This window comes from Serratia sp. NGAS9, from assembly GCF_009905295.1.
In the GTDB taxonomy this organism is placed as follows: Bacteria; Pseudomonadota; Gammaproteobacteria; order Enterobacterales; family Enterobacteriaceae; genus Serratia; species Serratia bockelmannii.
Genome location: NZ_CP047605.1, coordinates 3,636,276 through 3,652,673, shown reverse-complemented (window position 1 = coordinate 3,652,673; position 16,398 = coordinate 3,636,276). Strand labels below are relative to the sequence as shown.

Genomic DNA, 16,398 nt, shown 5'->3' with positions numbered 1-16,398 from the left:
CCAGAATGCGAAGCATCGCGCAGAAACGAAAAATAGCGGTGCAACTAGGAAATAGTCGCAGGTTTCTGCGGCAAAATCGGTGTTAGCTGTGGGCCGGGAAGCGCCTACATAACACTTATCTGTCCCTCAAGGAGAATTCATGCACACCGGTCACGCTCTGCTTATCACTTTACTGTCCCTGGGTATCTCTCACAGCGCCTGGGCGTCCGCCGATACCGGGCATGCCAACAGCAACGCCAACAGCCGCGAAGTGGCCAGCGCGTTGGGCGGCCTGAAGAACAAAACCTACGAGCTGGAGCAGGCGCCGAAGATCCGCGTCGCCAGCTTCAATATCGCCGCCGGCAAGGTCAGCGACATGACCGCCATCGCCAAGGCGATTCGCGCGATGAACGTCGACGTGGTGGCGCTGCAGGAGGTGGATAAACTCACCGCCCGCAGTGGGCGCGTCGATCAGGCGGCGGAACTGGCGAAGCTGACCGGCATGCAGGCGGTGTTTGGCCGGGCGATCGATTTCGACGGCGGTGAATATGGCCTGGCGTTTCTCTCGAAGTATCCGCTGCACGACGCCGTGATCTATCCGTTGCCGTCCGGCCAGCGCGAACAGCGCATCGCCTTCAGTGCCAAAGTTGACGTGCCGGAGTTCCCGGCGCCGATCACCCTGTTCAACGCACATCTCGATACCAAGGAAGATCCGACGATGCGTCTGGATCAGGTGCGGGAGCTGAACGATCGCGCCATCGAAGTGCGCGGCATCAAGCTGCTGTTCGGCGACATGAACGATGTGCCGGGCAGCGTCACCTGGCTGGAGCTGAGCCGCTATTGGAACGACATCATGCCTAACGGGCAGGACGGCCGCAGCTGGCCGGCGGAAAACGCCGAGATCAAGGTGGATTACATCTTTAGCGGCAATGCGCAGCGTTGGCATCTGGACAGCCTGACGGTGCCGAACGCCAGCGGTGATTGGAACGGCGTGCACTGGCCGGCGGTGAGCGACCACCTGCCGCTGGTGGCGGAGATGCGCCTGACCGAGCAATAAGCCGGCCGGCGTCTCTCCGGGGCAGGGCTAAGCCGCGGCGATCCGCGCCAGCCGCTCGACGGCGCTGCGGATCTCGCCCGGCGTCAGGGCCGAAAAACCCAGCAGCCAGCCATCGCGCTGGGCCTGAACCGTTTGGTATTGCGCCGTTAACCCGGGCGTAAGGACGCCGAGCCGCCACGCCTGCCGGCTGAGCGCCGCCTCTCGGCCGGGCGGCAGCCAAACGCTGAGCTGCAGGCCGCCGGCGGCGGGAACGGCCGTGGCGAAGTGGCTCAGCTTTTCGCGCACTTCCGTCAGCAGCACATCGCGCCGGCTGTGGTAGAGCTGGCGCATGTAGCGAATATGCGCGGCGAAGTGCCCCTGGCGGATGAACTCGGCGGTCACCGCCTGCATCAATTGCGCGCTGTGGCCGTCATAGACCGTGCGCGCGGTGACGAAGGGAGCGACCAGCGCGGGTGGCACGATCAGGTACGCCAGCCGCAGCGAAGGGAACAACGATTTGGAGAAGGTGCCGAGATAGAGCACCCGGCCATGGCGATCCAAGCCTTGCATCGCCGGAATCGGCAGCCCGTCGTAGTGAAATTCGCTGTCGTAATCGTCCTCAATGATCCAGGCCTGTTGCCGCTCCGCCTGCGCCAGCAACGCCAAGCGGCGTGCCAGGCTGAGCGCCGCGCCGGTCGGGTATTGGTGCGAGGGCGTCAGATAAATCAAACGCGGATCAGGCAAGGAAGGTTCTGCTTGCAGGCCGTCGCCGTCTACGGCCACCGGCGTCAGCGCGGCGCCGGCGCTGATAAAGGCGTTTCTCGCCCCGGCGTAACCCGGCTCTTCCATCCAGACGCTGTCGCCGCTGTCCAACAGTAAGGTGGCGATCATTTGCAGCGCCTGCTGCGAACTGGTCAGCACGATAACCTGGCTCGCATCGCAGACTACGCCGCGCGTTTGGTTGACGTGGGCGGCAATGGCTTCGCGCAGCGGCAGATAGCCTTGCGGATCGCCGTAGCGCAGCAGGCTTTCCCCCTGCAGGCGCAGGCGTTGAGCGGTCAACTGCTTCCACAGGGCCAGCGGAAACGCGCGCAGGTCCGGCGAGCCGGCTGCGAAGGCCTGAGGATGCTGCGGATCGCGGCAGCCGCCGGTGTGCACGATCTGTTGGCCGCGCAGCGAAAGGCGCGGCATGGCGGTGCGGGTCGCCGGCGGCGGCGATTTGGCGATGCGGATAGCAACAAATGTGCCCTGGCCGACGCGGCGCTGCAAATACCCCTCCGCCTCCAACTGGCCGTAGGCTGCTTCGACGGTCACCCTTGAGAGGTTCAGATCCCCAGCCAGCACTCGGCTGGAGGGCAGCCGTTGCCCAACGCTCAATGCGCCGTGGTGGATGGCCTGCCGCAATGCCGCACACAGACGATCGCGCAGCGTGCCGATGGCCTGGGGCGATTGCTGAAACAGCGTGATCAGCGTGTGCCGCATAATGGGTCTTATCATGAGTAAAAAATGGGTATCAATCATAAGACCAAAATCGGGCACTATTGTCATCTGTCTTGATCAACGGGAGTGAGTGATATGTCGAAAGAATCCTTGGTGCTGGCTTTTCCGCCAGCGGCGCCGGAAGAGAGCCTGGCCTATCTGGCGGCCAAACTGAGCCGCTATGCGGATGCCTGGGACGTGGCGGAAGATTTGCGCAATGGCGTGGACGGAATGGTGGTGATCGATACCCGTGCGGAGGCGCTGTACGCCGCCGGGCATATCCCCGGCGCGTTCAGCTTGCCGCATCGCCTGATGGATGAAGCCGGCACGGCGCACCTGGATCGCCAAAAGGTGTATGTGACCTACTGCGACGGCATTGGCTGCAACGGTTCCACCAAAGGCGCCTACAAGCTGGCGACGTTGGGGTTCAGGGTGAAGGAGTTGATTGGCGGGCTGGATTTCTGGCTGCGCGACGGCCATCCGTTGGCCATCGGCGAACAGCCGGGATCGCTGCGCGATCGGGCGGCTGTTGCGGACTGCGGCTGCGCCTGAGGCGTTAAAATACCAGCGCCAGCACCACGGCCAGCACCAACAGCAGCAGGATCAGCGCCACGGCCGGCTTGCTGAGCGCTTTTTGCAGTGGCAGAGGCAGGGCGGCGATCAGCGGGTTGAGCAGCGGCTGTGGCTCGACAGGGTGGCTGGCGATCGGCTGCGCCTGGCCGGCCTTCTCCAGACGGCGGGCAAACAGTTGATGAATGGCGTCGCTCATTTGCGGGTGCGTCAGCGGCGCATTGGCGCCGCAGTTGAAGCGCGCCTGGCAATAGTCGTTCATCTGCTGCAGTTCTTGCTCGTCCGCCGGCTGTTTGAGCGCCGCCAGCAGGTTGTTCAGCGTCGGTGCGCTCTGCGGGCTGAGCGCCACTTTCACCTGTAAAAACTGGTTCAGCAGCTGGAAGTGGCGCGCCGGCAGCGGATCGTTGGTTTTCACACCCGCCAGATCGAACAGCGTTTGCCAGATTTTAGCCGGCGCTTCGCCGGTGGCGGCACTGAGTTTGGTGATCTGCTGCTGCAGGCTTTGATGCTCTGCGGGCAGCAGCGGGCGATCGCTGGTGGCGGTTTGCTGCGGCTGGGGAATGGTCAGGCCGCCGGTCTGCAACAGATTCAGCACTTGCTGCAGCTGCGGCGGGCTCAACTGGCTCAGCACCGTATGGCCGAACTGCTGGCGAATAAAGTCGCTGACCGCCTGGCGGTTGTTGCCCAGGGGCAGTAATTCGGCCAGCTGTTGCAACAGCTGGCGCCCGGCGTGGTTTTGCTGCGCCTGCGTCAGGCGCGTTTGCAGCAGCTGTTCCGCCGGTTGAAAATGGCGCGCCAGCAGTTCGCCGCCGTTGTCGGCGCCAAGATCGTGACGCAGAGACGCCCAGATCTCCGCCGACTTTGCCGGGCTGAGCGTCATGATTTTCACGATCAGTTTTTCCAGCGTCGTGCGCTGCGCCGGAGAGAGGGGTTGATCGTCAGTGGCCGCCGTTTTGCCCGGGGAGGGAGGGCGCTCGCCGGCGATTGGGGTGCCCGGCCCACTCAAAGGTTGCATATCACCAGTCCTTCGCTGTGTATCCCCGCAGTGTGCCTGGAGGAGAGAATCGTCATCGTACCCGGCGAAAAGCGCAGGCTTACCCTCTATGATACCTGTAATTCGCCGCCATCAATACCGCCGCTCAGACATTTCTTTACCGACAAAACGTTGCTAATCGCGTCTGCGCCGCTAAGATAACCCCAGATCTGAACATGAGGATGGCATGGTTAAACGGCAGCGGATTGCAAAATGGTTTTTATGCCTGGCTTGCCTGGTGGTGCTGACGTGCATGACCCAGCGCATGGCGGGCCTGCATGCGCTGCAGCAAACGCTGGGGATCCCGGCCGCTACCGCCGTTCAGTCCAGCGATGCCGCCGCCGAAGCGCAGCCGACGCCCTGTGAACTGAGCGCCAAATCATTGCTGGCCGCGCCGCCGGTAATGTTCGAAACCGTGCTGTTCGGGCTGGGGCTGCTGCTGGCGCTGTTGGCGCCGACCATGGCCGCGCGCCTGCGCATTCCTCCTCCCCGCGTCATTTCACCGCCCACCCTCAGGGTGCACCTTCGATTATGCGTCTTCCGTGAATGAGTTAATCGCCCGTTTTTCGCGGTGAATTAATCATTTATGGAGAATTAACATGTTGAAAATTATCAGGCTGGCCTGCGCTTGCCTGTTTATGCTGTGGCTGCCTGCCTTGCAGGCGGCGGACAGCGGCTGGCTGCAGAACCCGGCCAACGATCATGCCAAGGTGCGGCTGCGCGCCGACACGTCACAGCCGGGAGAGACCCGTCTGCTGCTGTCGGTCGAGCTGCAAAAAGGCTGGAAAACCTACTGGCGCTCTCCAGGCGAAGGCGGCATCGCGCCGGCTATCGTCTGGCAGGGCAACCCGCCGCCCGCAACCTGGCACTGGCCGACGCCGCAGCGTTTCGAGGTGGCCGGCATTTCCACCCAGGGCTATCACGATTGGGTCACGCTGCCGATCGTGATGCCAGGCCAGGTGTCCGGCCCGCTGGCGGGCACCCTGACGCTGTCCACTTGCAGCAATGTCTGCATTCTGACCGACTACCCGTTCAGCCTGGATCTGACCACGCCGAACGATCCGCTGTTTAACCACGATTTCGCGCAGGCGATGGGGCAGGTGCCGATCGCCACCGGGTTGGCGGAAAGCGTCAAGGCCGGTTATCGCAGCGGCGAGCTGCAGATTTCCGCCGAACGCGCCGCCGGTTGGCAGCAACCCGCGCTGTTCTTCGATACGCTAGCGGATGCCGATCTCGGCAAGCCGCAGGTCGAGACCGACGGTGCTCAGCTGTTGGCGCGAGTGCCGGTCAGCGACGGTTGGGGCGATGCGGCGCCGGATCTGCGCGGCAAAACGCTGACGTTGGTGATTGACGACGGCGGCATGGCGCAGCAGATTACGCTGCCGATTGGCGATCCGCTGGCCGCGCCTGCCGGTGCGGCGTTCCCGTTATGGCAAGCGGTATTGATGGCGCTGGCGGGTGGGTTAATCCTCAACCTGATGCCGTGCGTGCTGCCAGTGCTGGGCATCAAGCTCGGTTCTATCCTGCAGGTGGAGCATCGCGATCGGCGCAGCGTTCGTTTGCAGTTCCTGGCGTCGTCGCTGGGTATCGTCGCCTCGTTTATGGCGTTGGCCTTGCTGATGACGCTGCTGAGACTCGGCAACCACGCGCTTGGCTGGGGCATTCAGTTCCAGAATCCGTGGTTTGTCGGCTTTATGGTGCTGGTGACGCTGCTGTTCAGCGCCAACCTGTTTGGCCTGTTCCATCTGCGCCTCTCATCCGATCTGAATACCTCACTGGCCACCCATAACGGGCACGGTCTGAGCGGCCATTTCTGGCAGGGCGCGTTCGCTACGCTACTGGCGACGCCGTGCTCGGCGCCGTTTCTCGGCACGGCGGTGGCCTTCGCGCTGGCGGCGTCGCTGCCGGTGCTGTGGGGCATGTTCATCGCACTCGGCATCGGCATGAGCCTGCCGTGGCTGCTGATCGCCGCCTGGCCTTCGCTGGCGCTGCGCTTGCCGCGCCCCGGCCGCTGGATGAATACCGTCAAGCTGGCGATGGGGTTGTTGATGCTGGCGTCGTCGCTGTGGCTGCTGAGCCTGCTGAGCAATCATATCGGCGTGCAGGCCACGCTGTGGCTGGGGGCGCTGGCGCTGCTGGCGTTGCTGCTGGCAGTATGGCGTCAGCAGGGAGCACGGTTAGCGGCCAAGCTGGCGGCGGGCACGTTGGTGCTGGCTGGCGTGGCCTTGTTGGCCGGCTCGCTGACCGCCGGCCTGTGGCGCCAACCGTTGCAGGATCGGGTGCAGTGGCAACCGCTGAGCGAACAGGCGATTGCCGAGGCGCTGGCCCAGCATAAGCGGGTGTTCGTCGACGTGACCGCCGACTGGTGCGTGACCTGTAAAGCCAACAAATTCAATGTGCTGCTGCGCGATGACGTACAGCGCGCGCTGAGCGCCGACGATGTGGTCGCGCTGCGCGGCGACTGGAGCCGCCCGTCGGCCGACATCAGCGCCTTCCTGCAAAAGCGCGGCAGCGTCGCCGTGCCTTTCAACCAAATCTATGGCCCCGGCAGCCCGGACGGCGAGGTGTTATCCCCGCTGTTGACCCGTGACGCCGTGCTGCAAACGCTCTCCCATGCCAAAGGAACCGAACAATGAAAAAGCTACTGATTTTACTGATGATCATCGCCGCCCCGGCGTGGGCCGCCGAGCCTTTCACCCCGGCGCAAGAGGCGCGCATTAAAGAGATGATCCGCGAAACGCTGGTGTCCAACCCGGACATTCTGGCGCAGGCGGTGGACGCCTGGCAGCAGCAGACCGCAGGCCAGCAAATCAGCCAGGCTATCAAGCAGAATGCCAAAACGCTGTATCAGGATCCGGCCAGCCCGCGCCTGGGCGCCGCCAACGCCAAACTGACGCTGGTGACCTTTACCGACTATAACTGCCCGTACTGCAAGCGGTTTGATCCGATGCTGGAGAAGATCGTCAAGCAATACCCGGATGTGGCGCTGGTGGTGAAGCTATTGCCGTTCAAGGGCGAAAGCTCGGTCAGCTCGGCGCGCGTGGCGCTCACCACCTGGCAGCAGCATCCGGATCAATTCTGGGCTTTGCACCAGCGGCTGATGGCGAAAAAGGGCTTCCACGACAAGGCCAGCATCGCCGCCGCGCAAGAAAAAACCGGCGTCAAGGCGGTGGCTCCGAGCGAACAAAGCATGACCACGCTGCGCACCAATATGGAATTGGCGGAACAATTGGGCGTACAAGGGACGCCGGCGACGCTGATCGGCGATCAAATGCTGCCGGGGGCGGTGTCCTATGAAGAGCTGGAAACGATGGTGAAGCAGCAGCTGGCGAAGGCCAACCATGGCTAAGCTCAAGCGCTGGGGGCGCGAGTTGCTGCTGCTGGCGCTGATCGTACTGGCGGTGGTCACGGTAATGGATTGGCTGAACGCGCCGCAGGCGCCGTCGGCCTTCGATGCCCAGACGCTGACCACGTTGGACGGTGAGCGCGTATCGTTGGCGCAGCTCAGCCATGAACGGCCGCTGCTGGTTTACTTCTGGGCCAGTTGGTGCGGCGTCTGCCGTTTCACCACGCCGGACGTCGCCCGTTTGCAGGCGACGGGCGGCAACGTGCTGACCGTCGCGCTGCGCTCGGGCGACGATACCCAGGTGAAACAGTGGCTGGCACGCAAACGGCTGGCGCTGCCGGTGGTCAACGATCCGGCCGGTACGCTGTCGGCGCAGTGGCAGATTGGTGTGACGCCGACCTTCGTGGTGATCTCGCAGGGCAAAGTGGTGCAGAGCACCACCGGCTGGACCAGTTACTGGGGGATGAAGCTGCGGCTGTGGTGGGCCGCCGTCTAACCGGCGTTTTTCTCTGTTATCACTTCCTCAATCGCCCGGCCTAGCCGGGCGATACCTTCTTCAATCTGCGGCGGCGAGTTGGCGGCAAAGTTTAGCCGCAGACTGTGCGCGCCCAGCTGTTCCTGGGCATAAAAGCATTCGCCGCGCGCGAAAGTGACGCCGTGTCGCCAGGCCACCGGCATCAGTTCGGTGGTGGTTACCGTCGCGGGCAGCGTCAGCCAGATAAACAAGCCGCCTTGCGGCGTTTCGAAACGGCACCCCGGCGGCAACCGCCGTTGCAACGCGTCGATCATCACTTCCAGATGGCGGCGGTAGACGCGCCCGGCGCGCCGCAGCTGCTTGTCGTAACGGCCGACGGTGACGAACGCGTCCAGTGCCCGCTGGATCAGACTGGAGCTGGTGAAGCTGTCGACGTGTTTCAGCCTGGCAAAACGCTGATAGTGTTCGCTGTCCGCCACCAGATAGCCGATGCGCATGCTGGGCAGCAGCATCTTGGAGAAAGTGCTGACGTAGATCACCGCGCCCGGCTGCGCCAGCGCGCGCAGCGACGGCAGCTGCTTGCCCTGGTAACGCAGATCGCCGACGAAATCGTCCTCCAGGATCACCACGCCGGCCTGTTGGGCGATCGCCAGTAGGCGTCGCCGACGCACCTCGCTCAGGCAGCGGCCGGTCGGGTTGTGGAAATTGGGGATGGTGTAGATCAGTTTAGGGCGGTGGCGTTCCAGCAACTCGGGCAATCGTTCGACCAGCATGCCGTGGCGATCGCCGGGCACGGTGACGATATTGATGCGGTGCTGGCGCAGCAGGCCCAGCGCTTCGGCGTAGGTCGGCTCTTCGACGATCACCGTATCACCCGGCGCCAGCAGGCTTTGCACCACCAGACTGATGGCATGCTGCGAGCCGTTGGTGATCAGCACCTGTTCCGCCTGCGTGGGGATACCCTGTGCGCTGAGGATGCGGCTCAGCGTATCGCGCAGCGGGTAGTAGCCGCAGTACTCCCCGTAGCTGAAGGCTTCTTCCGCATGGCGGCTGAGCACCGACAGCAGCACTTTGCGAAACGCCTCCAGCGGAAACACCTTAGGGCTGCCGACGCCGGCGGCGAAGTTGATCAGCCCCTCGGGCAGCGGGGCGTCGGCATAGCCGTCCAGCCGCGAGGTGAGGGTGGTGAAGCTCTCCAGCGGGAAGGGGGTATCGCTGGTCGGCCGGGCCGGGCGCGTTTGCGCCTGCGGGTGCGCAACATAGGCGCCGCTGCCGCGCCGCTGATGCAAAAAGCCCTTGGCCGCCAGTTCGGCATAGGCGTTATCCACCGTTAAACGGCTGACCGCCAGCTCGGCCGCCAGCGTGCGCGTCGAGGGCAGCTTGTCGCCATCGACGAACACGCCGGTAAGGATGGCGCGCCGCAGCGCTTCTTCGATCTGTAAATAGAGCGGAACGTCCTGCTCGCGATCTAACGGAATGTGCATGCGAAATTGGCCCGGTTAAGGAGAGAGCTTTTTACTATAACCCATGTCAACGGGGCTTCAAGCGCAGAAAAGTGGCCTGCATGACAACGCCGTAAAGTGGCTATAGTGAGAAAAAATGGCCGAGTTACACTCTGTGCCTGAGTATTTATGTCGCCATTTCTCCGAGGATCTCATGTCATTACCGTCAGGCGTTTCCGCCCGGCCTTTGCTGCCCGGCGCGCGTCTCTTTCAGGGCAGCCGCCAGGGTTACGTCATCGCCATTATCAGCGCCATGCTGCTGGCCTTTACCGCCATCATCATTCGCGCGCTGACCGAGTACTATCACCTGCCGACTTTCGTGCTGGCGTTCTGGCGCGCGGCGCTGGTGGCGCTGGTGCTGTTGCCGCTGCTGTTGGTGGTGAAACCGCAGTGGGCGCGCCTGCGCCGTGAACAGGTATTGTTCTACGCGCTTTACGGGCTGCTGCTGGCGCTGTTCAACAGCCTGTGGACGCTGTCGGTGGCGCTGAACGGCGCATCGGTGGCGACCATTCTGACCTACTGCTCGGTGGGCTTTACCGTGTTCCTCGGCTGGGTGATGTACAGCGAACGCCTGACGCTGCGCCAACTGCTGGTGATCGCCATCAGCCTGGGCGGTTGTTTCCTGGTCAGCAACGGCGACAGCATGGGCAACCAGCACTTCGACTTGTTGGGGCTGCTGGTGGGGATGCTGTCGGGCATCGGCTATACCCTGTATACCCTCGGCGGGCGAGTGGCCAGCGAACGGGGCTATCCGGTGTGGAACACCATTTTGTACGTTTTCGGTTTTTCGGCACTGTATCAGCTGGTGTTCAACGCGGCGCTGACGGCGTTCCCGCTGGCGGCGTTCCACGGCATGGCCGGCTCTCTGTGGTTCCTGTCGCACGGCGCGCAGGGCATTCAGTGGAGCGGCTGGCTGTTGTTGCTGGCGCTGGCCGCCGGGCCGACGCTGCTGGGCTTCGGGCTGTACAATATCAGCCTGAAAACGCTGCCGCTGGCCGTAGCCAACCTGATCCTGTCGCTGGAACTGGTGTTCACCGCGGCGATCGCCTATTTCCTGCTGGGGGAGAGCATGAATCAGCTGCAGCTGCTGGGCAGCGCGCTGGTGATGGGCGGGGTGCTGCTGTTGAAAAGCAAGACCGCCGAGGCGTGATCGGCTACCATTACGCCTCGCAAGAGAGGCGGTAATGATGAATAACCCGAGATTGAAACGAGCGCTTATCGCTTGAATGGCCGTGTTGAGTGAACGACAACACGGCCACAGACATTCCGTTCCGTGGCTTTTATTCCCGTAACAAGAGAATACGCCATGTCCGAAAAACACTGGTCTAAAACCGAGCTGCTGCATCAGACGGTGACCAACCCGAATATCATCGTCAAAGGCACCCACAGCTACTACAGCGACTGTTGGGATAACGGCTTCGAACGCTCGGTAGTGCGCTATCTGCACGGCGACGCGGTCAGCCGGCAATGGCAGCCGCTGGGTGACATAGATCGCTTGCTGATCGGCGATTATGTGTGCATCGCGGCCGAAGCGGTGATCCTGATGGGGGGCAATCACACCCACCGTATCGACTGGTTGAGCCTGTACCCCTTTATGGAAACCATCAAACGGGCGTACCGCCCCAAAGGCGACACCCGGCTGGGGGACGGTTGCTGGATTGGCATGCGGGCGATGTTGATGCCAGGGGTATCGATAGGCGAAGGGGCGATCGTCGCCGCTGGCAGCGTGGTGGCCGGCGATGTTGAGCCTTATGCCATCGTCGGCGGTAACCCGGCGAGGTTTATCCGTTGGCGATTCGCGCCGGAAATCATCGCGCGGTTGCTTGCGTTGCGCCTCTATGACTTGTCCGAGGCGGACTTTGCGGTGGTACAGCCTTTGCTGGTCGACAATGATATTGCGGCCGTAGAGCGGGCGATATGCAACATTAAGCGTTATTAAATGAAAAGGACGGGGTAATGACCCCGTCCGAGTGTGACTGAGATAATCGGGCCAAGTGTACCAGAAACTCTCCGACTGTTAATCCTCGCTCCACGGCAGCCGTATAACTGCATTATAGAAATGCAATGTATATAATAGCATTGCCTGAGAAAGGTCCTGGGTCTACGGTATTATTGGCTGTCAGTTTTGCTTTTAGATTGATATTTTTCTGTTGGCCGCCAGTCAAAGAATAATCCACGCCTGTTCATGCGGAATTTCCATCTAAAAAAAGCGTCGAATAAAAATTTTTGGTGTTTCTGAAATAAATATTTCCATCGCCTAATGTAGATTGGGCATGTATTTTTACCGTGCCTGACTGAGTGCATCCGATTGTTCCATAAATCGTTCTCTCCATCCCGGAAATCTCGTCCTGCGAAAGCGTACCAAAATCTATCACAGGAGGGAGATTCACATCACAAGATTGGTTTTGGGGAGGCAATTTGCCGCAAACAGAATTAGGCCATAAAAACGCCCCCCCGGCTAGTGATGGCGTATGTACATAAAAAAGCCCAACGCAACTGGCATCCCTACCGTTCACCAGGTAGGGTCGCGAGGTCCATGGAATGCCAAAGGAGTTTTTCCAGGCGATCTCTATTTCTTTTGCGGTTCTATATTTTTCAATTCGAAGACAATTTTTAGAGTCTATACATGAGCCATGTAGCCCAGGATTTCGGGTACTGTATTTGACATCAGGGCCAATAAAACAAGACGACCATCCATAACAAGGATTGAGATCAGAAGGGTTCTCATCCCACGCAACCAACGATTGAACAACCGTTAGGTTAACAAAAGATACGGGAAGCATATATGCGCCAGCTATAGCTTGTTGAGATAATAAAAATGTGCAACAAAAAATAAATATTCTAAACATATAACTCCTGATTTTATATTTATCTTCCCTATTGATTGTCATCTATAATGCCGCCCATGTTTTGGTGGATTTATAGAGAATATCTGCATCACATTATCATGTGTCTGAGTGAACAGCAATAATTTGGGTTCTCGAATTAGCTGGTTGATTTAGTCTGGGTTTTTATTTTTATGATTAAATAAAAAGTATAATTAATGACAATGTAATAGCTCAGGTTACTTTCTTCACTCTCTCCGTCAATAACGATATAAAAGGGTCACGTAGAGTGTGTGTGGGGGGAGGAGGAGGGGCCAAATGTAGTGGCAAAAATTGATAGCCGTTATCAGGTTAAAAAACGGTATCAAAAAGGTAACGGACATCTGTAATGGATCAATCGCGGACAACAAAAGTTTTTGCGTGTTTAGACATGAAAAATCCAGAGTCAAAAGTCTGGCTCTGGATTTTTTCTCTGGTCGGCTTATTCAAGCTCTCTCAAACGATCGGCATCAGAGATCATAACACCGCCCGTTTCGCATTACTCGGCCTTGGCCTCGGCCACCGGTTGGCGGCGTTTACGCATCAGGCGCAGCAGCGGCGGCAGCGCCAGTACCGCGACCGCCAGCACCAGCAGCGTTTGCGCGATGCTGCTGCTCCACAGGATGCCGAATTCGCCGTTGCTGATCGACAGCGCGCGGCGCAGGTTCTGCTCCAGCATCTCACCCAGAACAAAGCCCAGAATCAGCGGCGACATCGGGAAGTGCATTTTCCGCAGGATATAGCCGAACACGCCCAACCCCACCATCAACAGCAGGTCGAAGGTGGTGCTGTGCACCGCATAAACCCCCACCGCGGAAACTGCGGCGATCGCCGGCACCAGGAACCACAGCGGAATGGTCAGCATGCGGGTGAACAGGCCGACCAGCGGCAGGTTCATGATCAGCAGAATGACGTTAGCGATCAGCAGTGCGGCGATCAGCCCCCAGACGATATCCGGCTGTTCGGTGAACATCGCCGGGCCGGGGGTGATGTTGTACAGCGTCAGCGCCCCCATCATCACCGCCGTGGTGCCGGAACCCGGCACTCCCAGCGTCAGCATCGGAATGAATGAGCCGCAGGCCGAGGCGTTGTTGGCCGCTTCCGGCGCCGCTACGCCGCGGATGTCGCCCTTGCCGAAGGTGTCGCTGTTACCGCTGATTTTCTTCTCGGTCATGTAGGTCAACGCGCTGGCGATGGTGGCGCCGGCGCCCGGCAGAATGCCGACGAAGAAACCGATCACCGACGAGCGCAGGGTCGGGCCTGCGCACTGCGCCGCCTCTTTGCGGTTGAACAGCAACCGGCCGGTTTTACGCACCAGCTTTTGCCCGGCGCTGGTGCTTTCCAGCATCAGCAGGATTTCGCTGACCGAGAACAGGCCGATCACCACCACGATAAACTGCACGCCGTCGGAGAGGTGCACACTGTCGAAGGTAAAGCGGTAAACGCCGGTGTTGGCGTCGACGCCCACCGTCGCCAGCCCCAGGCCGATCAGCGCCGCCAGCAGCGATTTCAGCGGGTTCTGGCTCATCATGCTGCCGAGGCAGGCGATGGCGAACACCATCAGGGCGAAATACTCCGCCGGGCCGAAGGCCAGCGACCAGCGGGCCAGCAGCGGCGCGAACAGGATGATGCCGCCGATGGCGATCATCGATCCGACGAACGAGCTGACCGCCGAGATGGACAGCGCCACGCCGGCGCGCCCCTGCTGCGCCATCGGGTAGCCGTCCAGCGCGGTCATGATCGCCGCCGCATCGCCCGGCACGTTGAGCAGAATCGACGAGATGCGTCCGCCGTACTCGCAGCCGATATACACCGTCGCCAGCAGGATTAGCGCCGATTCGGCCGGCAGCTTGAGGGCAAATGCCAGCGGCAGCAGGATCGCCACGCCGTTGATCGGCCCGAGGCCCGGCAGCAGGCCGACGATGGTGCCGACGAAGCAGCCGATCAGGGCGATAATCAGGTTCTGCGGCACCAGCGCCACTTCGAACCCTTGGGTCAAATACATCCAGGTATCCATCGTCGCTCCCGTTAGCTCAGCCAGATGCCGAGCGGCAGTGTGACATCGAGAAGTTGGTCAAAGGCGTAGTACAGCGCTGCGCCCATGACGACGCCGGAGAGGGCCGCCGCCGGCAGGCTGGCCTGAAACAACAGGCCGATGCTGAACGTCAGCAGCGCGGTCGCCAGTGGAAAGCCCAGCCATTCAAAGCCCCAGGCATACAGCACCAGGGTGATCACCAGCACCAGCAGCCGCTGCAGCACCTTGTGGTGCGGCCATTCCACCGCCTGTGGGCGGCGCAGCAACAGTAGGGCCGCGCACAGCGCCATCAGGCTGAGGATCGCCAGCGGGAAAGGGCGCGGCCCCAGCGGTTCATAGCTGTATTCGCTTTGAATGCCCCAGCCGATGAACAGCCCGCCGATACACAGCAGCAGCCAAAAGCCGGCAAAAATACGATCGCTCATGGTTTTCCCCTGCGGTTATTTGGCCAGGCCGAACACTTTCGCCTGCTCACGGTATTGGGCAACCTGATTCTTCACGTAGGCGTCCAGCTCTTTGCCGGTCATGTTGAATTCGAACAGGCCGCGCAGATCGCGTTGCTGCTTGAATTCATCGGTCGCCATCATTTTCTGGAAGGTGTCGATCCACCACTGATACTCTTCATCGCTGACTTTCGGCCCGACGTAGAAGCCGCGAATGATCGGCCACACCAGGCTGTACCCCTGTTCTTTGGCGGTTGGAATGTCGGCCAACTGGCCAGGCAAACGTTGTTCGGCATACACCGCCAGCACGCGGATTTTGTCGCCCTGCAGGTAAGGCACCATCTCGCTCAGATCACCGGAAACTGCCTGAATATGATTGCCCAACAGCGCGGTGACCGGCTCGCCGCCGCCTTCGAACGCCACGTAGCGCATCTTGCGCGGATCCACGCCGACTTCGCGCGCCAGCAGCGCAGTTTTCATCCAGTCCTGGCTGCCGATGGAGGCGCCGGCGCCGAACACCACGCTGTTGGGATCTTTTTGGAAGGCGTCCATCAGGTCTTTCAGGGTCTTGTAAGGCGAGTCGGCGCGCACCGCGATCATGCCGTAGTCGGTTCCGACCGCCGCCAGCCATTTCACGTCGTCCACGTTATAGCGGCCGAACTTGCCCTGGGCCAGATTGAGCAGCGAGCCGCCGGAGAAGGCCACCACGGTGCCGAACTCCGCCGGGCGCTGCGCGACGATGGCGTTGTAGGCCACCGCGCCGACGCCGCCGGGCATATAGGTGACGCGCATCGGTTTATCGATGGCCTTGGTGTCCTGCAACGACACCTGAATCAGCTTGCAGGTCAGATCGAAGCCGCCGCCAGGCTTGGCCGGCGCAATACATTCGGTGCGTTTGGGCGCTTCCACGGCAAAGGCCTGAGAGGCTGCCAGCAACAGTGCGGCGGCGGTAAAGGTACGGGTCATTATTTTTTTCATTGTGGCTTGCCCTCGGTATTGTTCTGGTTGTGAATCCCGCAGAGCGCGGTTGCAGGATTGTTAAAACAACAACCTTTCATTTACCTTTCAGTGGCCGGAAAAGTTTCCAGTCTGTGATTAGGGTCTCTTGTCGCCAGTGAATCACGGGTGCGCTACCATAGAAATGCGGGCAGGAACAGGGCGCAAAACCGGCCAAAATCCTGCGTAATATCAGGTTTGCCGTTCTGCTTTCGCGATAAAATCATGATCAGTGAAATGAATAGAGACGCAGTGATATGTTTTCGTTAGGGAAATTATTTGGTGGTAGGGACAGCGCCAAAGTATGCGCGATTAAACGGTTGCCTGAGGTCTACGCGGAGATGGTCGGTGAAACCGGGCAGTGCCGTTTGAAGCGACTGCGTGCCGACGTTGGCGTGTTTGAACTGCATTTCGTCAACGCCGACGGTGAAAAGTATGCCTGCCAGATGACCGCCTGCGTGACCGGCATCGATCTGGTATTTGCCGCCAACAACCGCTCCGTGCTGGTTTCTTCGCCGTTTACCGCCGACAAGCTGCGCCCGGTACTGGACATTGCCGTGGCCGATAGCCCCATTCCGCTGATCTGACATCGTCCTGCGATCGCGCTCTATACGCATAATTGTGTGCCAGCTCCCAAAAC

At 60.7% G+C, this 16,398-nt stretch carries 16 protein-coding genes; 9 read left to right on the top strand and 7 right to left on the bottom strand.

Features of this window, described 5'->3' with window-relative positions:
• The first annotated feature begins 139 nt into the window (after nucleotides 1-139).
• Nucleotides 140-1,036: an endonuclease/exonuclease/phosphatase family protein gene (locus tag GUC32_RS17370; RefSeq protein ID WP_025303712.1), complete on the top strand. Its 897-nt coding sequence runs from the start codon at nucleotides 140-142 to the stop codon at nucleotides 1,034-1,036.
• 27 nt (nucleotides 1,037-1,063) lie between these two features.
• On the opposite strand, the gene GUC32_RS17365 is transcribed toward GUC32_RS17370, so the two are convergent.
• Complete coding sequence (locus tag GUC32_RS17365) at nucleotides 1,064-2,497, bottom strand: PLP-dependent aminotransferase family protein (protein WP_188016067.1); 1,434 nt, start codon at nucleotides 2,495-2,497, stop codon at nucleotides 1,064-1,066.
• Nucleotides 2,498-2,590: 93 nt separating this feature from the next.
• On the opposite strand from GUC32_RS17365, the gene GUC32_RS17360 reads away from it, so the two are divergent.
• Entirely contained in the window at nucleotides 2,591-3,046 is a 456-nt protein-coding gene (locus GUC32_RS17360; RefSeq protein ID WP_049207351.1) for a rhodanese-like domain-containing protein, read from the top strand.
• A 4-nt stretch (nucleotides 3,047-3,050) separates the two neighbouring features.
• Here the strand turns inward: GUC32_RS17360 and flk are convergent, their stop codons facing one another.
• Complete coding sequence (flk, locus tag GUC32_RS17355; RefSeq protein ID WP_060447957.1) at nucleotides 3,051-4,079, bottom strand: flagella biosynthesis regulator Flk; 1,029 nt, start codon at nucleotides 4,077-4,079, stop codon at nucleotides 3,051-3,053.
• Between the two features lie 205 nt (nucleotides 4,080-4,284).
• On the opposite strand from flk, the gene GUC32_RS17350 reads away from it, so the two are divergent.
• From GUC32_RS17350 to GUC32_RS17335, 4 genes are read left to right on the top strand one after another with little or no spacing between them, the layout of a single operon-like run.
• Nucleotides 4,285-4,647, top strand: coding sequence for a hypothetical protein (locus tag GUC32_RS17350; protein ID WP_060447956.1), 363 nt, complete (start codon nucleotides 4,285-4,287; stop codon nucleotides 4,645-4,647).
• 49 nt (nucleotides 4,648-4,696) lie between these two features.
• Entirely contained in the window at nucleotides 4,697-6,733 is a 2,037-nt protein-coding gene (locus GUC32_RS17345) for a protein-disulfide reductase DsbD (RefSeq protein ID WP_342122409.1), read from the top strand.
• Complete coding sequence (locus GUC32_RS17340; protein ID WP_025303706.1) at nucleotides 6,730-7,446, top strand: DsbA family protein; 717 nt, start codon at nucleotides 6,730-6,732, stop codon at nucleotides 7,444-7,446. Before GUC32_RS17345 ends, GUC32_RS17340 begins: the two co-directional genes overlap by 4 nt.
• Complete coding sequence (locus tag GUC32_RS17335; protein WP_060447954.1) at nucleotides 7,439-7,939, top strand: protein disulfide oxidoreductase; 501 nt, start codon at nucleotides 7,439-7,441, stop codon at nucleotides 7,937-7,939. The genes GUC32_RS17340 and GUC32_RS17335 overlap by 8 nt, the downstream gene beginning before the upstream one ends.
• Here the strand turns inward: GUC32_RS17335 and GUC32_RS17330 are convergent.
• Nucleotides 7,936-9,402, bottom strand: a complete 1,467-nt coding sequence (locus GUC32_RS17330; protein WP_049294892.1) for a PLP-dependent aminotransferase family protein — start codon at nucleotides 9,400-9,402, stop codon at nucleotides 7,936-7,938. The genes GUC32_RS17335 and GUC32_RS17330 overlap by 4 nt on opposite strands.
• 172 nt (nucleotides 9,403-9,574) lie before the next feature.
• Between GUC32_RS17330 and GUC32_RS17325 the strand changes: the two genes are divergently transcribed.
• Both GUC32_RS17325 and GUC32_RS17320 read left to right on the top strand, forming a co-directional pair.
• Nucleotides 9,575-10,570, top strand: coding sequence for a DMT family transporter (locus GUC32_RS17325; protein WP_049203705.1), 996 nt, complete (start codon nucleotides 9,575-9,577; stop codon nucleotides 10,568-10,570).
• A gap of 156 nt (nucleotides 10,571-10,726) precedes the next feature.
• Entirely contained in the window at nucleotides 10,727-11,359 is a 633-nt protein-coding gene (locus tag GUC32_RS17320) for a CatB-related O-acetyltransferase (protein ID WP_025303702.1), read from the top strand.
• A gap of 244 nt (nucleotides 11,360-11,603) precedes the next feature.
• Here GUC32_RS17320 and GUC32_RS17315 read toward each other — a convergent pair whose 3' ends face one another.
• The 4 genes from GUC32_RS17315 to GUC32_RS17300 all read right to left on the bottom strand — a co-directional run bounded on the left by GUC32_RS17315 (nucleotide 11,604) and on the right by GUC32_RS17300 (nucleotide 15,740).
• Nucleotides 11,604-12,269 carry a hypothetical protein gene (locus GUC32_RS17315; protein WP_369435352.1) on the bottom strand — a complete coding sequence of 222 codons (666 nt, stop codon included), beginning with the start codon at nucleotides 12,267-12,269 and terminating at the stop codon, nucleotides 11,604-11,606.
• A 514-nt stretch (nucleotides 12,270-12,783) separates the two neighbouring features.
• Entirely contained in the window at nucleotides 12,784-14,301 is a 1,518-nt protein-coding gene (locus tag GUC32_RS17310; RefSeq protein WP_043140139.1) for a tripartite tricarboxylate transporter permease, read from the bottom strand.
• A gap of 11 nt (nucleotides 14,302-14,312) precedes the next feature.
• A complete protein-coding gene (locus GUC32_RS17305; protein ID WP_049203701.1) occupies nucleotides 14,313-14,744 on the bottom strand; it encodes a tripartite tricarboxylate transporter TctB family protein in 432 nt (143 codons plus the stop codon).
• 15 nt (nucleotides 14,745-14,759) lie between these two features.
• Nucleotides 14,760-15,740 carry a tripartite tricarboxylate transporter substrate binding protein gene (locus GUC32_RS17300; protein ID WP_025303700.1) on the bottom strand — a complete coding sequence of 327 codons (981 nt, stop codon included), beginning with the start codon at nucleotides 15,738-15,740 and terminating at the stop codon, nucleotides 14,760-14,762.
• A gap of 275 nt (nucleotides 15,741-16,015) precedes the next feature.
• Between GUC32_RS17300 and GUC32_RS17295 the strand changes: the two genes are divergently transcribed.
• Nucleotides 16,016-16,345 carry a hypothetical protein gene (locus tag GUC32_RS17295; RefSeq protein WP_060433730.1) on the top strand — a complete coding sequence of 110 codons (330 nt, stop codon included), beginning with the start codon at nucleotides 16,016-16,018 and terminating at the stop codon, nucleotides 16,343-16,345.
• The last annotated feature ends 53 nt before the right edge of the window (nucleotides 16,346-16,398 follow it).